16 protein-coding genes are annotated in these 18,800 nt (G+C 67.9%); 6 read left to right on the top strand and 10 right to left on the bottom strand.

Features of this window, described 5'->3' with window-relative positions:
* Nucleotides 1–88: 88 nt before the first annotated feature.
* From recG to ligA, 3 genes are all read right to left on the bottom strand, one after another.
* Nucleotides 89–2,179 (bottom strand): ATP-dependent DNA helicase RecG, encoded by a 2,091-nt coding sequence (recG, locus tag ACF66B_RS08345; RefSeq protein WP_111431729.1) that lies wholly within the window; start codon nt 2,177–2,179, stop codon nt 89–91.
* A 108-nt stretch (nt 2,180–2,287) separates the two neighbouring features.
* Nucleotides 2,288–3,340 carry an HWE histidine kinase domain-containing protein gene (locus ACF66B_RS08340; RefSeq protein ID WP_392664645.1) on the bottom strand — a complete coding sequence of 351 codons (1,053 nt, stop codon included), beginning with the start codon at nt 3,338–3,340 and terminating at the stop codon, nt 2,288–2,290.
* A gap of 114 nt (nt 3,341–3,454) precedes the next feature.
* Nucleotides 3,455–5,563 carry an NAD-dependent DNA ligase LigA gene (gene ligA / locus ACF66B_RS08335; protein ID WP_111431731.1) on the bottom strand — a complete coding sequence of 703 codons (2,109 nt, stop codon included), beginning with the start codon at nt 5,561–5,563 and terminating at the stop codon, nt 3,455–3,457.
* Between the two features lie 343 nt (nt 5,564–5,906).
* Here ligA and ACF66B_RS08330 point away from each other — a divergent pair, with 343 nt between their 5' ends.
* Entirely contained in the window at nt 5,907–6,746 is an 840-nt protein-coding gene (locus ACF66B_RS08330; protein WP_111431732.1) for a LysR family transcriptional regulator, read from the top strand.
* Nucleotides 6,747–7,332: 586 nt separating this feature from the next.
* Here the strand turns inward: ACF66B_RS08330 and ctrA are convergent.
* Nucleotides 7,333–8,046, bottom strand: a complete 714-nt coding sequence (gene ctrA, locus ACF66B_RS08325) for a response regulator transcription factor CtrA (protein ID WP_111431733.1) — start codon at nt 8,044–8,046, stop codon at nt 7,333–7,335.
* A 105-nt stretch (nt 8,047–8,151) separates the two neighbouring features.
* Entirely contained in the window at nt 8,152–8,430 is a 279-nt protein-coding gene (locus tag ACF66B_RS08320; RefSeq protein ID WP_111431734.1) for a DUF1153 domain-containing protein, read from the bottom strand.
* 131 nt (nt 8,431–8,561) lie between these two features.
* On the opposite strand from ACF66B_RS08320, the gene mnmA reads away from it, so the two are divergent.
* From mnmA to ACF66B_RS08305, 3 genes are all read left to right on the top strand, one after another.
* Nucleotides 8,562–9,713, top strand: a complete 1,152-nt coding sequence (gene mnmA, locus ACF66B_RS08315; protein WP_111431735.1) for a tRNA 2-thiouridine(34) synthase MnmA — start codon at nt 8,562–8,564, stop codon at nt 9,711–9,713.
* A 231-nt stretch (nt 9,714–9,944) separates the two neighbouring features.
* The gene (locus tag ACF66B_RS08310; protein ID WP_111431736.1) at nt 9,945–10,361 is read left to right on the top strand and encodes a c-type cytochrome; all 417 of its coding nucleotides are present in this window, start codon (nt 9,945–9,947) and stop codon (nt 10,359–10,361) included.
* Nucleotides 10,362–10,508: 147 nt separating this feature from the next.
* Nucleotides 10,509–11,888, top strand: a complete 1,380-nt coding sequence (locus ACF66B_RS08305; protein ID WP_111431737.1) for a dipeptidase — start codon at nt 10,509–10,511, stop codon at nt 11,886–11,888.
* A 4-nt stretch (nt 11,889–11,892) separates the two neighbouring features.
* Here ACF66B_RS08305 and ACF66B_RS08300 read toward each other — a convergent pair whose 3' ends face one another.
* The 4 genes from ACF66B_RS08300 to ACF66B_RS08285 all read right to left on the bottom strand — a co-directional run bounded on the left by ACF66B_RS08300 (nt 11,893) and on the right by ACF66B_RS08285 (nt 16,876).
* A complete protein-coding gene (locus ACF66B_RS08300) occupies nt 11,893–12,171 on the bottom strand; it encodes a hypothetical protein (RefSeq protein WP_392664639.1) in 279 nt (92 codons plus the stop codon).
* A gap of 130 nt (nt 12,172–12,301) precedes the next feature.
* Nucleotides 12,302–13,213: a histone deacetylase gene (locus ACF66B_RS08295; protein WP_111431738.1), complete on the bottom strand. Its 912-nt coding sequence runs from the start codon at nt 13,211–13,213 to the stop codon at nt 12,302–12,304.
* 55 nt (nt 13,214–13,268) lie between these two features.
* Nucleotides 13,269–16,088, bottom strand: a complete 2,820-nt coding sequence (locus tag ACF66B_RS08290) for a bifunctional [glutamine synthetase] adenylyltransferase/[glutamine synthetase]-adenylyl-L-tyrosine phosphorylase (protein ID WP_111431739.1) — start codon at nt 16,086–16,088, stop codon at nt 13,269–13,271.
* Between the two features lie 11 nt (nt 16,089–16,099).
* Complete coding sequence (locus ACF66B_RS08285) at nt 16,100–16,876, bottom strand: enoyl-CoA hydratase-related protein (RefSeq protein ID WP_111431740.1); 777 nt, start codon at nt 16,874–16,876, stop codon at nt 16,100–16,102.
* Nucleotides 16,877–17,030: 154 nt separating this feature from the next.
* On the opposite strand from ACF66B_RS08285, the gene ACF66B_RS08280 reads away from it, so the two are divergent.
* On the top strand, nt 17,031–17,252 hold the full coding sequence (locus tag ACF66B_RS08280) for a hypothetical protein (protein WP_162683428.1): 222 nt from the start codon (nt 17,031–17,033) through the stop codon (nt 17,250–17,252).
* A gap of 159 nt (nt 17,253–17,411) precedes the next feature.
* Here the strand turns inward: ACF66B_RS08280 and ACF66B_RS08275 are convergent, their stop codons facing one another.
* Nucleotides 17,412–18,311, bottom strand: a complete 900-nt coding sequence (locus ACF66B_RS08275) for a PhzF family phenazine biosynthesis protein (RefSeq protein WP_111431796.1) — start codon at nt 18,309–18,311, stop codon at nt 17,412–17,414.
* A 97-nt stretch (nt 18,312–18,408) separates the two neighbouring features.
* Here ACF66B_RS08275 and ACF66B_RS08270 point away from each other — a divergent pair, with 97 nt between their 5' ends.
* Nucleotides 18,409–18,765, top strand: a complete 357-nt coding sequence (locus tag ACF66B_RS08270) for an ArsR family transcriptional regulator (protein WP_111431742.1) — start codon at nt 18,409–18,411, stop codon at nt 18,763–18,765.
* Nucleotides 18,766–18,800 lie beyond the last annotated feature (35 nt).

Here is an 18,800-nt window from a genome sequence, read left to right as displayed (position 1 = left end):
CCCAGATCGAATCGAGTTGTTCCTGTAATGTTCCTACTTTATTCGCAATCGGTCAACAGGTTTGGAACATTAGCGGAACATGCGGCGTTCAGCCGACCCCGAGCATCCGGATCGCTTTTTCGCGCTCCAGCAGATGGAGCAGGATGCGCATCGCCTGGCCGCGGGAAGAGATGAGATCGGGGTCCTGGTCGAGCAGGAGGCGCGCGTCGTCCCGCGCGAGGGCAAGAAGGCCAGCCTGGCGCTCCAGATCGGCGACGCGAAACTTCGGCAGGCCGGATTGCTGGACACCGAGCAGGTCTCCCGCCCCGCGGAGGCGCAGGTCTTCCTCCGCGATCTCGAAGCCGTCCTCGGTCCGGCGCATGGTCTCCAGCCGCGCGCGGGCGGTCTCGCCCAGCGGCGGATCGTAGAGCAGCAGGCAGGTCGACTTGCCGCTGCCGCGCCCGACGCGGCCGCGGAGCTGATGGAGCTGCGACAGGCCGAAGGCCTGTGCGCCTTCGATCACCATGATCGTGGCATTGGGTACGTTCACCCCGACTTCGATCGCGGTGGTGGCGACGAGGAGGCGAATGCCGCCATCGGCGAAAGCGGCCATCGCCGCGTCCTTCTCGGACGGGGGCAGCTGGCCGTGCACGAGCCCCACATGTTCCGCGCCAAGCGCGAGCTTCAGGGACTCGAAGCGCTCCTCGGCCGCAGGGCCTTCGGCCGTTTCGGATTCGCCGACGAGCGGGCAGACCCAGTAGGCCTGATGACCCTCGGCCAGCGCCTTGCGCAGATGTTCGATCACCTCACCGGTGCGGCCGGCGGAGACAAGCGCGGTCTCGACCGGCTGGCGGCCGGGGGGCTTCTCGTCGAGGATCGAGAGATCCATGTCGCCATATTGCGCGAGGGTGAGGCTGCGCGGAATGGGCGTGGCCGTCATCACGAGGATATCGGGCGCGCGGCCCTTGGCACCGAGCTCCATCCGCTGCCGCACGCCGAAGCGGTGCTGTTCGTCGACGATGACGAGGCGGAGATCGGAGAACACGACATCGGCCTGAAAGAGCGCATGGGTTCCGACAAGAATCCGGATCTCGCCTGCGGCAAGGGCCGCAAGCTTGGCGGCGCGCTCGGACCCCTTGTCCCGGCCGGTGAGCAGCTCGATCCGAAGCCCTGCGGGCTCCACGAGCGGCGCGAGGGAGGCGAGATGCTGCCGGGCGAGGATCTCGGTCGGGGCCATCATCGCCGACTGCCCACCGGCTTCGGCACAAGCCAGCATGGCGAGGAGCGCGACGAGGGTCTTGCCGGCCCCGACATCGCCCTGGAGCAGACGGTTCATCCGCAGCGGCGCCGCCATATCGGACGTGATTTCGGCCACCGCGCGGGTCTGGGCCGCGGTGGGGGCGTAGGGCAGGGCGGCGAGCACCTGGGCGCGCAGGTGGCCATCGCCTACCGTCTCGAAACCCTTGGCGCGGCGGACCTTCGCGCGGGCGAGTGCGAGCGTCACCTGATGCGAGAGCAGCTCGTCATAGGCGAGCCGGATGCGGGCGGGTGCGTCGGGCTCGATATCGGCGGCGGAAGTGGGCGCATGGGCTGCGCGGACCGCGTCGTGCCAGGAGGGCCAGCCCTCGCGGCGCAGGAGGCCCGGCTCGATCCATTCGGGGAGATCGGGGGTGCGGGCCACGGCGGATCGGGCGGCGCGGGTCATGGTGCGGAGCGTGAGGCCCTGGGTCAGCGGATAGACCGGCTCGAACTCGGGCATCTCGCCGGCCTCATCCGGCCGGAGGATGTGATCGGGATGCACCATCTGCGCAAGGCCGTCGAAGATCTCCACCCGGCCCGAAACAATACGGCGCTGGCCCGCAGGCAGGGTCCGGCGCAGCCAGTCCTCGCGGGGGTGGAAGAAGACGAGCTGAAACTCGGTGGCGGCATCGCGCACGAAGACCCGGTAGGGGCGGCCCTTCGCCGCGGGCGGCTGGTGCAGGCCGACCTCGACCTCGACGGTGGCAATGCCCGGCACGGGCAGGTCCCGGATCGTCGGGCGCAGGCGGCGGTCGATGCCGGAGGCCGGGAGTGTGAGGAGGAGATCGGCGGGCTTGGTGATGTCGAGCCGTTCGAAGAGCTTCGCCGTCTTCGGCCCGACGCCATCAAGGCTGGTGAGATCGGAGAAGAGCGGAAAGAGGATCTCGGGGCGCGGGCTCATGGGGCAGGACCGATCGGCAGGGCCCCGGCGGGGCAGGCGGCGGGGCGGGCGGGCAAGCCGCGGCTCGATCCCTCATAGCGCTCCGATCGCGGTTTCGCAAAGCGGGCGTCAGCCCTTTTCGGCCAGGCTGCGCACAAGATTTCGGGCATCGGTGCTGAGGGTAAGATGCAGCCCAGAGGGCGCATAGTCGATTTCCACATCGCCCTCGAACTGCGCAGCGAGCGCCTTGTCGATGAGAAAGCTTCCGAAGCCGCGCCGGGTCGGTGTCGAAACAGGCGGACCGCCATTCTCTTGCCACGTCAGGCGGAAACGTCCGGGCGTAACGGAGTTGTCGATCTCCCAGCGCACGGCAATGTGGCCGTCGGGAACGCTCAGGGCGCCGTATTTTGCGGCGTTCGTGCCGAGCTCGTGCAGCGCCATGGCAAGCGCGATCACCTGTTCGCTGCCCAGACGAATATCCGGGCCATCGGCAGAGATCGCCCCCTCCTCATGTTCGAAGAGCGTGAGCGCGCCCTCGATCACCTGCCGGATTCCGGCGCCGATGCCACGGGTGTCGGCAAGCACGTTCTGTGCCCGGTTGAGCGAGGACAGGCGCTGGAGGATCTTGGCCTCGGCCTCCTCGAGCGTCTCCGAACTGCGGTGGGTCTGCTTGATGAGCACCGAGACGACGGCAAAGGAGTTGCGCGAGCGATGGATGAGCTCGCGGTTGCGCAGTTGCGCCCGATGCTCGGCCCGCACGGAGTCCGAGGTTTCGATCACCGTGTCGAGCATGCCGCAGACCTTGCCGGTCTCGTCGCGTATCGGGCTGTAGCAGAAGGTGAAATAGGCGGTTTCGGCATGACCGAAGCGGGCGATCTCGAGCTCGAAATTCTCGATGAAGGTGGCCTCGCCCGCCAGGGCGCGCGCGGTCATGGGGCCGATCGTGTCCCAGGCCTCGCGCCAGATCTCCTCGAAGGGTTGTCCGAGGCAGGGGTGCTTGCGGCCGAGGATCTGGATGAAGGCATCGTTGTAGATCGAGATGAGCGTGTCGCCCCAGCAGAGGCATTTGGGAAAGGCCGAGTTAACCATCGTGCTGATCGCGATGCGCAGCACGGGCGGCCATGTCTCGATCGGGCCGAGCGGCGTTCTTGACCAGTCATGCGCTTCGATGGCCTCGGCCATGGCTCCGCCGCCGTCGAGAAATCGATAGGGACTCTTCAGCGCATGGCTCCTTGTGAGGTGCATCGTCCGGCGGCGTCGGATTCGGGTGCAAGATCTTTCGATGCGGCAAAAAGCCTATCCAATCAAGTCCAGCCATTCATCTTCGCTAAGAAGCGTGAGGCCGAGCTCGCGCGCCTTCTTTTCCTTGGAGCCGGCACCGGGACCCGCGACGACATAGTCCGTCCTGGCCGAGACCGAGCCTGCGACCTTGGCTCCAAGCGCTTCGGCGCGGGCCTTGGCCTCGGCGCGGGTCATCTTCTCGAGCGTTCCGGTGAAGACGACGGTCTTGCCCGCGATGGCGCTGCCCTCCGTCGAGGGGGCCTCGACATCCTCGATGGAAAGCTCGGCGACGAGGCGCTCGATGGCGGCGCGGTTCGCGGGGTCGTGGAAGAAGTCGACGAGGCTCGCGGCCATGACAGGCCCGATCCCGTCGATGTTGTTGAGCGTCTCCCAATCCTCGCCCTCGTGTTCGCGCGCCGCCTCCATCGCCATCTGGAAGCGCGCCCAGGAGCCGTAGCTGCGGGCGATGAGCCGGGCCGCGGTCTCGCCGACATGGCGGATGCCGAGGCCGAAGATCAGGCGGTTGAGCGGGATGGACCGGCGCTCGGAGATGCCGCGGAAGAGGTTCGCGGCCGATTTCTCGCCCCAGCCCTCGCGCTTGCGCAGGCTTTCGCCGTGGCGGACCTCCAGCGTGAAGATGTCGGCAGGCTCGCGGATCCAGCCTTCCTGGAAGAAGGCCTCGACCTGCTTGGCGCCAATACCCTCGATGTCGAAGGCGTCGCGGGAGACGAAATGCTTGAGCTTCTCGACGGCCTGCGCCGGGCAGATGAGGTTGCCGGTGCAGCGGTGGACCGCCTCGCCGGGCTCGCGGATCGCGTCGGAACCACAGACGGGGCAGGTCTCGGGGAAGCTGTAGGGCTGGCTTTCCGCCGGGCGGCGGGTGAGGTCCACATCCTCGATCTTCGGGATCACGTCACCGGCGCGGTAGACCGTCACCCAGTCGCCCACCCGGATGTCGCGGCCCTCGCGGATCGGATTGCCCCGCGAATCCCGCCCGGCGATGTAGTCGGCATTGTGGAGTGTCGCGTTCGAGACGACGACGCCGCCCACGGTCACCGGCGTGAGGCGGGCGACGGGGGAGAGCGCGCCGGTGCGGCCCACCTGGATCTCGATGGCCTCGAGCAGTGTGGTGGCGCGCTCGGCGGAGAACTTGTGGGCGATGGCCCAGCGGGGCGTGGCGGAGCGGAAGCCGAGGCGGGCCTGCAGGTCGAGCCGGTCGACCTTGTAGACGACGCCGTCGATATCGTAGCCGAGCGTCGCGCGCCTAGCCTCGATGGCGCGGTAATGGGCAAGCAGATCCGCGATACCCTCGCAGCGGATCATCAGCGGATTGGTCGAGAAGCCGAGTGCGGCGAGGCGCGCGATCGCGCCCGACTGGGTGTCGGCAAGCGGTTCGGAGATCTCGGCCCAGGCATAGGCGAAGAAGCGCAGCGGGCGGGCGGCAGTGATCGCGGCATCGAGCTGGCGGAGCGAGCCGGCGGCGGCATTGCGCGGGTTCGCGAAGGTCTTGCCTCCCGCCGCCTCCTGGCGCTCGTTGAGCGCGGCGAAGTCGGCGTGGCTCATGTAGACCTCGCCGCGGACCTCGAGCACCTCGGGCGCGCCTTCGAGGCGGTGCGGAATGTCGGCGATGGTGCGGGCGTTGGCGGTGACGTTCTCGCCGGTCTCGCCGTCCCCCCGGGTCGCGGCCTGCACCATCTCGCCGTTCTCGTAGCGGATCGAGAGCGAGAGTCCGTCGATCTTCGGCTCGGCGGTGAAGGCGAGCGGGGCGTCCGCAGCGAGATTGAGAAACCGGCGGATGCGCTCGGCGAAATCGGTGATGTCGGCATCCTCGAAACCGTTCGCGAGGCTCAGCATCGGCACGGAATGCCGTATCTTGGCGAAGGCTTCCGACGGAGCCGCGCCCACCCGGTCGCTCGGGCTGTCCGGACGCTTGAGCTCCGGAAACCGCGCCTCTATGGCGGCATTGCGCCGTTTCAGCGTATCGTAATCTGCATCCGGCATCACCGGAGCGTCGGCCTGATGATAGGCAAGATCGGCGGCTGCGATCTCGCGGGCAAGCATGGCAAGCTCCGCCTTCGCCTGTGCCGATGTCAGCTCCTCAACGGCCCGCCGCACTGGTCCCATCGCCTTATCCTCGTACCGGAAACCGCACTTGGGTAATACGTCGCCGGGCCGCCGTCCAGCGGCGCGGAACGCCTCGGGCGGCGCAAGCCAAGCCGGAGCGCCCAGCGGTAAAGCGTACGTTTGCGGTGCCAGCGGCGGGCACGGTCGATGCGCGCGCGGATGATCTCGGCTTCCGACGGCGGGCGGCCGTCGGCGGGAACGGGGCGTGGAGGCAGTACGATGGGCAGCATGGGGCAGTTTCCATTTCAGTTTTGAAATACCTGACGAGAGATCCTACCGTGCATGAAGGGATGCAGCCCAAATAGCGGCGATATCCGCAACAGGAGTTTCGAAATTGAAAGTTATGCCCAGTCTCGACGATATCCGGCTGTTTCTGGCAGTGGCGGATTGCGACGGGTTGAGCGGCGCCGCGCGGGCGACGGGTACACCTCTGCCGACGCTCAGCCGCCGGATGAACGGGCTCGAGCGGCTGACCGGGCGGCGGCTCTTTCTTCGCGGGCCGCAGGGTTATCGGCTCACCGCCGAGGGGCGGGGATTGGCCGAGGAGGCCGAGGCGCTGCGGGCAGCGGCCGGGCGGATCGAGCGCTGGCAGACCGGGGCGCGGGCGAAGCTCCGCGTGCGCATCACGGCAGGCTCCTGGACCGCACGGCATCTCGCGCGCGGGATCGGCCGGGTCTGGTCGCCGGAGGATGACTGGATGCCGGAGTTTCTGGCCTCCAATGCCGTGCTCGACATCGCCCGCCGCGAGGCAGATATCGGCGTGCGCAACCGCCGCCCTGAGCAGGCCTGGATGGCTGGCCGGCGGACGCGGAACCTCACATACGGGATCTATGCTGCCGGGCCGGAGGTGGCGGGCTATGTCTCTCTCGGCGAAGGGATGGCGACTACGCCTTCGGAACGATGGCTGCGCGCGCAGCATGCCGACGAGATCGTGACGACCGCGAGCACCGGTCTGATCGCGGTCGACATGGCGCGGGCGGGGCTCGGGCGGATCGTCATGCCGTGCTTTGCCGGTGATCGTGAGCCGGGGCTCACGCGCGTTGGCCCGCCGATCGCGGCTCTCACCCATGACGAGTGGCTCGTCTGCCATCACGATGCGCGCCATGATCCGCCGATCCGGGCCGCGCTCGAGGCAGTCCGCCGGCTGCTGACGGCGCCTCAGTCCGAGGCAGAGGGCCGGTAAGTGTGCCGGACGCTGCCCTCGGGATTGTGGATGACGAATTCGCGGCTGTCCCAGGTCGGACGGTTGCTCTGTGAGCTGCTCAAGCTGCGCGGCCTCGGCATTCCTCATTGGGGGGCTAGGCAGCAGGCCAGATCAAGGCGTACGGGAGCGCTGCGCTTGGCAAGCGGATTTATCCGGCCGGTGATCCCGGGAAGTATCATGGGCAGCGCGTGCCAAGCGGTGTGTCGATGATCCGGAAACAGGCCGCGGTGCCGCTCTGCGGGATCAGGATAGAGCCCGGATGAAGCCCGGCAGGAACGCGCCCCAGCCAGTGGTGCTGCCCGGCAAGAGAGACGATCTCCAAACTCTACGTCTGGAGATCGGCAGATGGAGGGCGGCGAGGGAGGAGACGTCTGTCCTGCGGCCGCTCGGGCTCGGCGTCTGCTCCAGGTAGAGCCAGGCGTGGCGCGCGGCGCCTCCTTGGCGCAAACGCGAATGACCCGGAGTCGCACCGGCCGGAGCCGGGCGTCTTCCGGGGAAAGCACGCTCTGGTTTCAGGCAGAGAAAGATCCTGCGGTCCGAGCCGCAGGGGTCGGTCGGGGCCGCCTCAGGCTCCGACCGCCAGTTTACGTTTCGCTTCACCACTCGAGGGGTCGCGGAGGACATAGCCACGCCCCCAAACTGTCTCGATATAGTTCTCGCCCCCGGTGGCCTCGGAGAGTTTCTTCCGGAGCTTGCAGATGAAGACGTCGATGATCTTCAGCTCCGGCTCGTCCATGCCGCCATAGAGGTGATTGAGGAACATCTCCTTGGTGAGGGTCGTGCCCTTCCGCAGAGAAAGCAGTTCCAGCATCTGGTACTCCTTGCCGGTGAGATGCACCGGCGTTCCGTCGACCTCGACCGTCTTCGCATCGAGATTGACGGTAAACTTTCCCGTCGTGATGATCGACTGGGCGTGACCCTTGGAGCGGCGCACGATCGCATGGATGCGCGCGATGAGCTCCTGCCGGTGGAACGGCTTGGTCATGTAGTCGTCGGCGCCGAAGCCGAAGCCCTTGAGCTTGTTTTCGGTGTCGTCTGCGCCGGAGAGAATCAGGATAGGTGTCTCGACCTTTGCAAGTCGAAGCTGCCGGAGCACGTCGTGCCCGTTCATGTCCGGCAGGTTCAGGTCGAGCAGGATCAGATCGTAGTCGTACAGTTTGGCCAGATCGATCCCTTCTTCCCCCAGATCCGTCGCATAGACGTTGAGGTTCGCGTTCTGGAGCATCATCTCGATGCTCTTGGAGGTCGTTGGGTCATCTTCGACCAACAGGATACGCATGTGCAGCTCTCCGTCTCTGCCAACCAGGCCCTCGCTAATCTAAGTTAATTCTAGACAGGGATTGGTTAATGACTGATTACGACAGCTTCACGTTACGACCTCGCCTTAAAGTTGTCTATACTTTTGTATGGCGGTGACGCGCAGTGCTCCGGCACCGTGTTTGTGCACGGCATCGCGCCACATCGACAATTCCTCGTCGGAAAGATGATACATGGAGCAGGCTTCGGCCGCATCGATCAGGCCAAAATCCACTGCGGCAACAACAGTTGCCTTGCGACGCGCCACCCAACGCTTCGTGTTTGACGGCGGAAGATCGGACCGCGTCAGCTTGCTTCCATCCGGAAGAACGACGTAGACTGGTCCCTTCTCACGGCGAATATACATCTCTAACTCCCAAGCTCGCTACTCACCCGTGAGAACATCTAGCGACCGCGTCTTAAGGGCCGGTGAACCAAACTCTTGAAGATGTTGCGGATTTTACTATATTCGCGCCCATAGCCTCCAACAGGACCGTCATGCAGAGCGCAGCCGTCGAATCACGGCCCAATTCGCTGGGCCTTCCGAAGCCCCCGCAGGAAACGCGGGTGGTTGTCGCCATGTCCGGTGGCGTCGACAGCTCCGTCGTGGCGGCCATGCTTGCCGAGGAGGGATATGACGTCGTCGGCGTGACGCTTCAGCTCTACGATCACGGAGCGGCGCTGGCGAAAAAGGGTGCCTGTTGTGCCGGGCGGGATATCCACGATGCGCGCCGGGTGGCGGAAACCATGGGCTTTCCGCACTACGTGCTCGACTACGAGAACCGTTTCCGGGAAAGCGTGATTGACGAGTTCGCGGATTCCTACCTTGCCGGGGCGACGCCGGTGCCCTGCATCCGCTGCAACGAGCGGGTGAAGTTCCGCGACCTGCTCGAAACCGCCCGTGATCTCGAAGCCGATTGCATGGCGACCGGACATTACATCCGCCGTTTCGACGGGGGGGCGGGGCCTGAGCTGCACCGCGCGGCCGATCCGGCACGGGACCAGAGCTATTTCCTGTTTTCCACGACGCCCGAGCAGCTGTCCTACCTGCGCTTTCCCCTCGGGCACCTGAAATCCAAGGCCGAGACCCGTGCTCTTGCTGCCCGCTATGGCCTGCCGGTTGCCGACAAGCCCGACAGCCAGGACATCTGCTTCGTGCCGAACGGCTCCTATGCCGCGGTGATCGAGAAGCTGCGCCCCGGCGCGGCCGATCCCGGCGACATCGTTCATATCGACGGCCGCGTGCTCGGCCGCCACGAGGGTGTGATCCGCTATACCGTCGGTCAGCGCCGGGGGCTCGGCATCGGGGGCACCGTCGATCCGCTTTTTGTCATCCGCCTCGATCCCGACACGCGTCAGGTGATCGTCGGACCTCGCGAGGCGCTCGCGAGCCGCCATGTGCCGCTCGCTGAAGTGAACTGGCTTGGCGACACGCCTTTCGAGGCAGCTCCTCCCGAGGGCTGGGAGGTCGCTGTGCGTGTCCGGTCAACCCGCCCGCCGAAACCTGCTCGTGTGCGCCCTGAACCGGGCGGCCGTGCGACGGTCGAGCTGCTCGATGCCGAGGAGGGCGTTGCCCCCGGTCAGGCCTGTGTCTTCTATGCCCCGGAGGGCAGCCGCGTGCTGGGCGGCGGCTGGATTCAGCGGAGCTGACGTCTGCCTTCAGGCGTGCCGGGGGCCTTCAGCCCCCGATCCGGGCAGAAAGTTTCCCTGAGACATGTGATGCGGAAATCGTTTGCGGTCAGGCGTTTGACGTGGTGGACGCGCCCGCCGGCCCTTGCTGCCTCCGACCAAAGCAGTAGGCGCAAATTGAGCGAAATCAATCGACTAAGGGGGGGCTCGCAGTATTGTTATCGCTGCTCGCAGCCAACGAAAGGGGCATCGATGAAACGCCACCACACGCCAGCAGGCGTCCTAGCCGCAGCACTGTTCGGGCCGTGCCTGCTCGCCGGAGCGGCGCAGGCGACCGACACGTTCGAACAGGCCAAGATTACCGCAGGACAGTCGCTCTTCAACCAGGAATGCCGCCGCTGCCATGCGCCGGATGCCGATCACGCCAGCTACGGTCCGCCGCTTGCCGGTGTCGTCGGGCGGAAGGCCGGCACCTATCCGGACTTCGAATATTCCGAAGCGCTGGCCAACTCCGGCATCGTCTGGACGCCTGCCGCGCTTCGGGCCTGGATGGAGGACAATACCGGCTTCATGCCCGGCACCCGCATGCGCCATGTGGGCATCACCGATCCGACGGTGCAGGACTTCATCCTCTCCTACCTGGAATCGCTTCCCCCGGCGACCCAGTGAGGGGCTGAGGCTACCGCCCGGCGCCGGCGCTTCGGCCCGGTGCCGGGCCGGGCTGCAAGGGGGTGCATCCGAGGCCGTCGCAGTGCTCTTGCGTCTGGTCGTCAAAGGGCTAGGGTCGCCTTCGACGCACCGAAAAGGACCCCGGCCATGACCCTCTCCGCCGTTCTGGACCGCATCGACGCCGATCTGCCGCAGGCGCTCGACAGGCTCTTTGACCTCCTCAGGATCGACAGCGTCTCGACCGACCCGGCCCATGCGGCGTCGTGCCGCACGGCGGCGGACTGGCTTGTGGCGGAGCTCTCGGGCATGGGGTTCGAGGCGAGCCGGCGCGATACGCCGGGCCATCCGATGGTCGTGGCCCATGGCGGCGGCGAGGGGCCGCATCTGCTGTTCTACGGCCATTACGACGTTCAGCCCGCCGATCCTCTCGAACTCTGGGAGACGCCACCCTTCGAGCCGGTCCTGCGCGACACGCCGGAGGGCAAGGTGATCTCGGCCCGCGGCGCCTGCGATGACAAGGGTCAGCTCATGACCTTCGTCGAGGCGCTCCGGGCCTGGATCGCGGTGGAGGGCAGCGTGCCGACGCGTATAACGTTCCTTTTTGAAGGTGAGGAGGAAAGCGGCTCGCCGTCGCTCGTGCCTTTCCTCGAAGCCAATGCAGAGGAGCTCCGCGCCGATCTTGCGCTCGTCTGCGACACGGGCATGTGGGATCGGAAAACCCCCGCGATTTCAACGATGCTGCGCGGCCTTGCCGCCGAGCAGGTGACGATTCAGGCCGCGTCCCGCGATCTGCATTCGGGGATGTATGGCGGGCCCGCCATGAACCCGATCCGGGTGCTGACGCGGATCCTCGGCCAGCTTCACGACGAGACCGGCCGGGTGACGCTGCCCGGGTTCTACGAGGGCGTGGCGGAGCTTTCGCCAGAGATGAAGGCGCAGTGGGAGAGCCTTGCCTTCGATGCGGAGGGCTTTCTCGGCGCGGTCGGACTGAGCGTCCCCGCAGGTGAGGAAGGCTACAGCGCGCTCGAGCAGATCTGGGCGCGGCCGACCTGCGACATCAACGGGATCTGGGGTGGATATACCGGCGAGGGCTTCAAGACGGTATTGCCGGCGGAGGCACATGCCAAGGTGAGCTTCCGGCTGGTGGGGGATCAGGATCCGGAGAAGATTCTCGAGAGTTTCCGGGCATTTGTCGCGGAAAACCTGCCTGCGGATTGCTCCGCGCGCTTTGCCATGAAGGAGCCGTCGCGGGCGACGGTGCTGCCGGTCGAGGCGCCCGAATTCGCCCGTGCCCGAGCGGCACTCTCGGAGGAGTGGCCGAAGCCGGCGGTCTTTGCCGGATGCGGCGGGTCGATCCCGATCGTGGGGCATTTCAAGGAGATCCTCGGCATGGATTCGCTCCTCATCGGCTTCGGCCAGGAGGACGACGCGATCCATTCGCCAAACGAGAAATACGACCTCGCGAGCTTCCACAAAGGCATGCGGAGCTGGGCGCGCGTGCTCGATGCGCTGACCTCAAAAGCCTGAAGTTTCAGGGAGATTCGCCGCGCCGGCCGCGGGCGCCGCCCCGGCGGCGCGGTGTTTCGGAAAGGCCCGCAAGGCCTTCATGGAGCACGGCGGTCATCGGATGGCCGGGAGTCTCGCCGGCATGGCGGGCGAGGAGCGCGCGGATCTCGGGTGCGCCAGCCCCCTCGGGTGCGCCCAGCAGCCAGTCGAGGAAGATCGTGCGGCAATCGGCGGCCGACAGCTCCATCCGATAGGCTTCGGCGATGACGCCGCGGGGGTCTTCGGGGTGGGGCGTCCGGGCCAAGGGCGTCTCCTTCGGGCTCTCCTGCGCGCTCGGTAGATCCGCCGGGGGCAGGCGTCAACCGACCCGAACGGGGCGTCTGGAATCGATATGGAAACCGTATGGAATCCATATGGCAAATCGTATGGCAGGATCAGGCGGCCATGGCCCTTGCCGCTTCCTCGAAAAGGAGCGCATGGCGCGCGGCGAGGCGTTCGGGATCGTCGTCATAGCCGCCACCAAGCACGCCCGCGAGCGGCAGGCCCCGGCCGCGGGCGAAGGCGATCACCCGCGCCTCGCGGGCGCGCAGCCCCTCGGAGCTCAGCGACAGGCGGCCGAGCCGGTCAAGCTCGTGCGGATCGACGCCAGCGTTGTAGAAGACGATGTCGGGATGGAAAGCCGCAGTCCGCGCGAGGGCATGGTCAAGCATTTCGAGATAGGGCGTGTCGCGCAGCCCGTCGGGCAGGGGGAAGTCGAGATCGGACTGCGCCTTGTGGACGGGGTAGTTCTTCTCGGCATGGAGCGAGAGGGTGAAGACGCGCGGATCGCCCGCGAAGATATGCGCGGTGCCGTCGCCCTGATGCACGTCGAGATCGATCACCAGCACGCGGCGCACCAGCCCCTCGTCGAGCAGTGCCCGCGCGGCGATGGCGACATCGTTGAAGACGCAGAAGCCCGCGCCGCCCTCGGGGCCGGCGTGGTGGGAACCGCCCGCCATGTTGCAGGCAAGCCCGTGCTCGAGCGCGAGGCGGGCGGCGAGCAGGGTGCCCGCCGAGGAGAGGAAGGCGCGGCGCGAGACGGGCGCGGTATTGGGCAGGCCGATGCGGCGGGTTTCCTCGGCCGTGAGGCCGATATTGGCAACGCGTTCGACGTAGGCGAAGGCGTGCACCCCGGCGGCCTGACGGATCGAGGCCGGTGCGGGCGCCAGAAAGCCGCCTGTCTCGGGCAGGAGGCCGCGTGCGGTGAGCGCCTGGCGCAGGTAGCCGTATTTCGACATCGGAAAGCGGTGGCCGGGCCGGAGCGGGGCGACGTAATCCGGATGATAGACGATCGGCAGCGGGGTCATGGGCCGCTGCCGGAAGCCGGCGCCACGCGCCGGGCGGGGTGGTTTCGCGCGCCGCTCATGCCTTTGCGAGGCGCGCGGTGATGATCGCGTCGCATGCGGCAGCCTCGGCGGCAAGATCCTCCCGCAGGCTCTCGATGTCCTGGCCGCCCGTCACCCGGAGCAGAAGCTGCGTATAGCCCTCGCCGCCCTCTTCCGGGTCGATCGGGCGGTCGCTCGCGAGGCGGGCGACCTGCTGGAGGGCGGCGAGCCGGTCGAGCGAGCGGCCGAGGCGGGCGCCGTCTTCCTTGCCGATCCAGCCGAGCTTCACCAACCGGTCGAGCATCCGTTGCGGACGGCGCAGGCCGGTGAGCCCGTGGACGAGAACGCCGGTCTGGGCGAGGAGCTCGATGTCCATCATCCGGCCCGGCCCGTGCTTGGTCGCCCAGGGGAAGGCGGCTTCCTTCTCGTTGGCCTCGGCAAGGCGGCGGCGCATGTCGCGGGCGTCGGCGAGGGTCTTTTCGGGGTCGTGGGGCCGGGCGAGGATCTCGCGGACCGCGGCTTCGACGCGGCGGCGGAGCTCCTGCCGGCCCGCAACCAGCCGGGCGCGGGTGAGGGCGAGATGTTCCCAGGTCCAGGCCTCGGATTCCTGATATTTGCGGAAGGCCGTCAGGCTGGTCGCAACCGGCCCCTGGCGGCCGGAGGGCCGGAGGCGCATGTCGACCTTGTAGAGGATGCCGTCGGTCATCGGCGCGGTGAGGGCGGAGATCACCGCCTGGGTGAGGCGGGCGTAATAGGCCGAGGCCGAGAGCGGGCGGCGGCCCTCGGAGCTGTCGCCGTCGTCGGCGTCGTAGATCACGATGAGGTCGAGATCGGAGGAAACGGTCATCTCGCGGCTGCCGAACTTGCCCATGGCGAGCACGGCGGCCCCCCGGCCCGGCGGCCTGCCGTGGCGCTCGGCGAAGTGATCGACGACATGGGGCAGGATGGCGTCGAGCACCGCCTCGGCGACGGCGGAGTAGGCCGCGGCGGCCTCGTCGGGTTCGGAGAGCCCGCGCAAGAGGTGTACGCCGATGCGGAAGTGGTGCTCCTTCATCCAGATCCGCGCGCGGTTCAGCACCGTCTCGTAGTCCTCGGCGCCCTCGAGGGCGCCGGTGATGTCGAGGAACAGGGTGCGCGAGGTTTCGAGCGGGCCGAAGAAGTCGGGGTTGATGACCGCGTCGAGCACGCCCGGGTTGCTGCCGAGGTAGCGCGCGAGCTCGGGCGTGGTGCCGCAGATGTCGACGAGCAGGTCGAGCAGGGGCGGGTTGGCCTCCATGAGCGAGAAGAGCTGCACGCCCGCAGGGATCCGCGCGAGGAAGGCGTCGAGCGAGCGCAGGGCCTCGTCGGCGTCGTGCGCCTTGGCCATGCGGCGGAGCAGTTCGGGCTCGAGGCGGCGGAAGATGCCGCGGGCGCGGCTGGTGCGGAGCGCGGGCAGGCGCTGCCAGTCGGACATGATGCCACGCGCCCGCTCCGGGTCGGAGAAGACCTCCCAGACCGAGGGGGCGGGCGCTTCGGGCGGCGCTTCGGGAGCGAAGAACGGCTCCGTCAGGGCATGGACCGTCTCCAGCGTCCCGAGAAGCTCTGACTGGAAGCTCTCGCAGTCCGGCGCCCCGGCAAAGCAGGCGAGGCGCTCGAGCCCTTCGCGGGTCGTGGGCATGCGGTGGGTCTGGGCGTCGTCGAGCATCTGCAGCCGGTGCTCGATGGTGCGGAAATCGACATAGGCGCGCGTCAGCGTCTCGGCGGTGCTTTTCTCGACCCAGCCTTCGGCGGCGAGGGCCGCGAGCGCATGCAGCGTGCGGCGGTCGCGGAGCTGGGGGTTGCGGCCGCCGAGAATGAGCTGGCGCGTCTGGGTGAAGAATTCGATCTCGCGGATGCCGCCGCGGCCGAGCTTGAGGTTGTGGCCGGGCACCTCGATCGGACCCGCGAGCCCCTTGTGGCTGCGGATGCGCACGAGCATGTCGTATGCGTCCTCGATGGCGGCATAGTCGAGGTGGCGGCGCCAGATGAAGGGGCGGAGGCGGGAGAGGAACTCGCCGCCGGCGGCGCGGTCTCCGCCACAGGGGCGGGCCTTGATGTAGGCCGCCCGTTCCCAGGTCCGGCCGAGGCTCTCGTAATACTGCTCCGCCGCTTCGGCCGCGATCACCACCGGGGTCGAGGACGGGTCGGGGCGGAGGCGGAGGTCGGTGCGGAAGACGTAGCCTTCGCCGGTGCGCTCGGAGAGGAGCTTCACGAGGCGCTGGGTCACGCGGATGAAGCTGCGCCGGACCTCGCCATAGAGCTCGGGGTCGTGGCGGGTCTCGTCGAAGAGCATGACGAGGTCGATGTCGGAGGAATAGTTGAGCTCGCCCGCGCCCATCTTGCCCATGGCGAGCGCGAAGAGCCCGGCGCCGTCGGCGGCATCCTCGGCGGTGCAGCCGGGCAGCTTGCCGCGCTCGATCTCGGTGGCGACGAGGCGGATGAGGGCCGTGTGGACCGCGGTGTCGGCAAGGCGGGTGAGGGCGTCGGTGACCTCGCCGAGCTGCCAGACGCCGCCGAGATCGGCCAGCGCGATGAGGAGCGCGCCGCGGCGCTTGGCCCGGCGGAGCGTATCGGAGAGCGCCGACGGGTTTTCCTCGGCGCGGATCTCGGCGAGGAGCGCCTCGAACGCGTCCTCCGGGGCGGTGGCGACCGCCTCGCGGAGCCATTCGGTCTCGCGTTCGGCAAGGAGGCCGAGATAGCCCGAGCAGGAGCCGGTGGCCGCGATCAGGTCGCAGGCCGGCGCGGGGAGGTCGGAGAACCGGGCGGCGAGGGCGGCGGCATGGGCGGGGTCGTGCGGGCGGGGGCTTCGGGTGATGCGGTCGGCAAGGCTCTGGGTCATGGCGGTGGCGCTCAGCGGCCCTCGTAGCGGGGCGGGCGTTTTTCGTGGAAGGCGAGCACGCCTTCGCGGAAGTCGCGGGTGGCGGCGGCCTCGCCCTGAAGGCGGGCTTCGAGGTCGAGCTGGGCGGCGAGATCGTTGGAGGCGCTCGCATGCATCGCCTGGCGGATGAGGCGGTAGGCGGTGGTGGGCCCGGCGGCGAGGGTCGCGGCGCGTGCGCGGACCACCGCATCGAACTCCGCATCCGGCACCGCCTGCCAGATCATGCCCCAGGCCTCGGCCTGACGCGCGCTCACCGGCTCCGCGAGGAGGGCCGCGCCCATCGCGCGCGGCAGGCCGATCTGACGCGGCAGCCAGTAGGTGGCGCCCGCGTCCGGGATGAGGCCGATCCGGGCGAAAGCCTCGATGAAGCGCGCGCTTTCGCTGGCGATCACGATGTCGGCGGAAAGTGCGAGGCTGGCTCCCGCGCCCGCCGCGGTGCCGTTCACGGCAGCGATCGTCGGCACCGCGCAGTCGGCGAGGGCTTGGAGCATGGGTTCGTATTCCTCGCGCAGGATGCGCTCGATCTCCGAGCCCGGCACGCCGCGCGCATCGCCCAGATCCTGACCGGCGCAGAAGGCGCCGCCCGTTCCGGTGAGCACGACGGCGCGGGCGCGTTCGGGGGCATGGCGGAGCGCGTGGGTGATCTCGAGGCGCATCTGGGCATTGAGGCCGTTCATCTCCTCGGGGCGGTTGAGGGTGATGGTCGCGACTCCGTCGGCGATCCCGAGGAGAATTGTTTCGTAACTCATGGTCGTCCGCTCCCTTGCCCGCCGGGGCGACGATAGCGGCGCGGAGGTGGGCTGGAAACCCGAAACGGCGGTGGAGGGTGCGCGCCACCAGGGATCGTTGCGGGGCCTTCGGCGCGGGTGTATAGTGCCGCACGCGCGACAAAGGGAGGATGTCGTGAGGAATCTCAACCTCAAGATTGACGTTTCGGACGAGGAGGCCGCCGCCATCGAGGCGGAGCTCAGATCCGGCGAGTTCGCCTGCGTGTCCGAAATGGTGCGAACGGCGGTAAGGACGTATCTCGACCGCAGACACCTGTCGGATACGCGGAGCATCGCGCGCGACGTTGCGCATTACCGCCAGGAAATCGCCTCGCGCGCGACGCTGATCGAAGGATAGAAGGCGCATTCGCGTCCGGCGTGGCCTGTGTCTGGAAAGTGACCGGACATGGACCGCGCCCTGCTTCGATCGGCATGAGCGGACAGGGTTCAGGCGCCCCGGGGAGATGGGGCGCCTGCCGTCTTATCCACCCGCGCCGCCATCGGGCAGCGCCCTTCCTTAATCCGGAAAATGCAGATGCCCCGAGAGCACGGGCACGGCGCTGCCGCCGATTCGGACTCGCGATGCGCCGGGCGCCGGGCAGTCGGCCGCTGCGGTGATGCGGCTCGGGCGGCCCATCTCGGTCCCTTGCGAAATCGTGAGCTCGACCGGCGCGCCGTCACAGGCGCAGAGCAGGGCGGCAAGGGCCGCAGCCGCGCTGCCGGTGGCCGGATCCTCGTGAGTGTCATCGAGCGGAGCGAAGACCCGGAGCGCGGCGTCGCCCGCCGCTGCGCGATGATAAAGGGCAATGGAGAGAAAGCTCTCGCCCTGGCGGTCGCGAAGCGCCGCGAAGGCCGCATGGTCCGGTGCGGCGGCGGCAAGATCGGCCCGGCTTGCCGTTTCGGCAATGACGAAGGGCAGCCCCTTGGAGGCCATCACCGGCGCGTGCCGTGCGGTCGAGAGGGCGGTTGCGGGCAGGTTCGTGCAGGCGGCGACCGCGGCGGGGTCATATTCCCCGAGCCGCTCGAAGGGCGCATTGGTGGTGAAGGCCGCGTGCCAGAGGCCATCGCGTTGCAGCGTGGTGCAGGTGATCGGGCCGATGCCTTCCTCGATCACGGGGTCGGCGGAGACCGTGTGGCCGAAGGCCGTGCCTGCGCGCGCGAGGCTGATCGCCGCCCCGATCGTCGGATGCCCGGCGAAAGGAATTTCGCGGCCGGGAGTGAAGATGCGGAGCCGGATCGTGCCGCCGGCCTCCGGGGGCAGCATGAAGACCGATTCCGAGTAACCGAACTCGCGGGCGATTCTCTGCATTCCTGCCGTATCGAGGCCGCGGGCATCGGGCACGACGGCAAGCTGATTGCCGCCGAAGGCCACATCGGTGAAAACGTCCCAGATTTCGCAGGCGATGTCGCGGACCATCCCGGTCTCCTTCGTCTCATGCGCCAAAACCGACTTTCCCTGCGGCGGTGGCCCGGCTAGGCTGTTTAGGAAATAGACTATATAGGTATCTGGCTATATGGATGCGGATGACGAGTCAATCCTCGCCTTCCTCAAGGCGGTGTCGAGCCGGCACCGGCTGCTGATCCTCACCTGGCTGCTTGCGCCGCGGCAGCACTTTCCGCCGCAGCGTGACGGCGATCTGGTGGAGGATGGTGTCTGCGTCGGCTTCATCACCGAGAAGATCGGCATGAGCCAGCCGACGGTCACCGGGCACATGCAGATCCTTGCCGAGGCGGGGCTTGTCACCTCGCGGCGGATCAAGAACTGGGTGTTCTACCGCCCCTGCCGCGATGTGATCGCCGCCCGGCTTGGCGGGCTCGAGGGGCTGCTCGGAGCCGCGGCGCCGGAGGGGGGCGGGCCGGATGCGCAGTGAATTGCGCGCAAGCGCCGGCCCGTGTAAGGCCTCTG

This window comes from Amaricoccus sp. B4 (assembly GCF_043226085.1).
Lineage (GTDB): Bacteria > Pseudomonadota > Alphaproteobacteria > Rhodobacterales > Rhodobacteraceae > Amaricoccus.
This window is presented reverse-complemented; position numbering and strand designations above follow the sequence as displayed.

Bases quoted from the DNA above. Each gene is read 5' to 3' on its own strand.
- recG (WP_111431729.1), bottom strand. From the start codon at position 2,179: ATGAGCCCGCGCCCCGAGATCCTCTTTCCGCTCTTCTCCGATCTCACC.
- ACF66B_RS08340 (WP_392664645.1), bottom strand. From the start codon at position 3,340: ATGGCCGAGGCCATCGAAGCGCATGACTGGTCAAGAACGCCGCTCGGC.
- ligA (WP_111431731.1), bottom strand. From the start codon at position 5,563: ATGGGACCAGTGCGGCGGGCCGTTGAGGAGCTGACATCGGCACAGGCG.
- ACF66B_RS08330 (WP_111431732.1), top strand. From the start codon at position 5,907: ATGCCCAGTCTCGACGATATCCGGCTGTTTCTGGCAGTGGCGGATTGC.
- ctrA (WP_111431733.1), bottom strand. From the start codon at position 8,046: ATGCGTATCCTGTTGGTCGAAGATGACCCAACGACCTCCAAGAGCATC.
- ACF66B_RS08320 (WP_111431734.1), bottom strand. From the start codon at position 8,430: ATGTATATTCGCCGTGAGAAGGGACCAGTCTACGTCGTTCTTCCGGAT.
- mnmA (WP_111431735.1), top strand. From the start codon at position 8,562: ATGCAGAGCGCAGCCGTCGAATCACGGCCCAATTCGCTGGGCCTTCCG.
- ACF66B_RS08310 (WP_111431736.1), top strand. From the start codon at position 9,945: ATGAAACGCCACCACACGCCAGCAGGCGTCCTAGCCGCAGCACTGTTC.
- ACF66B_RS08305 (WP_111431737.1), top strand. From the start codon at position 10,509: ATGACCCTCTCCGCCGTTCTGGACCGCATCGACGCCGATCTGCCGCAG.
- ACF66B_RS08295 (WP_111431738.1), bottom strand. From the start codon at position 13,213: ATGACCCCGCTGCCGATCGTCTATCATCCGGATTACGTCGCCCCGCTC.
- ACF66B_RS08290 (WP_111431739.1), bottom strand. From the start codon at position 16,088: ATGACCCAGAGCCTTGCCGACCGCATCACCCGAAGCCCCCGCCCGCAC.
- ACF66B_RS08285 (WP_111431740.1), bottom strand. From the start codon at position 16,876: ATGAGTTACGAAACAATTCTCCTCGGGATCGCCGACGGAGTCGCGACC.
- ACF66B_RS08275 (WP_111431796.1), bottom strand. From the start codon at position 18,311: ATGGTCCGCGACATCGCCTGCGAAATCTGGGACGTTTTCACCGATGTG.
- ACF66B_RS08270 (WP_111431742.1), top strand. From the start codon at position 18,409: ATGGATGCGGATGACGAGTCAATCCTCGCCTTCCTCAAGGCGGTGTCG.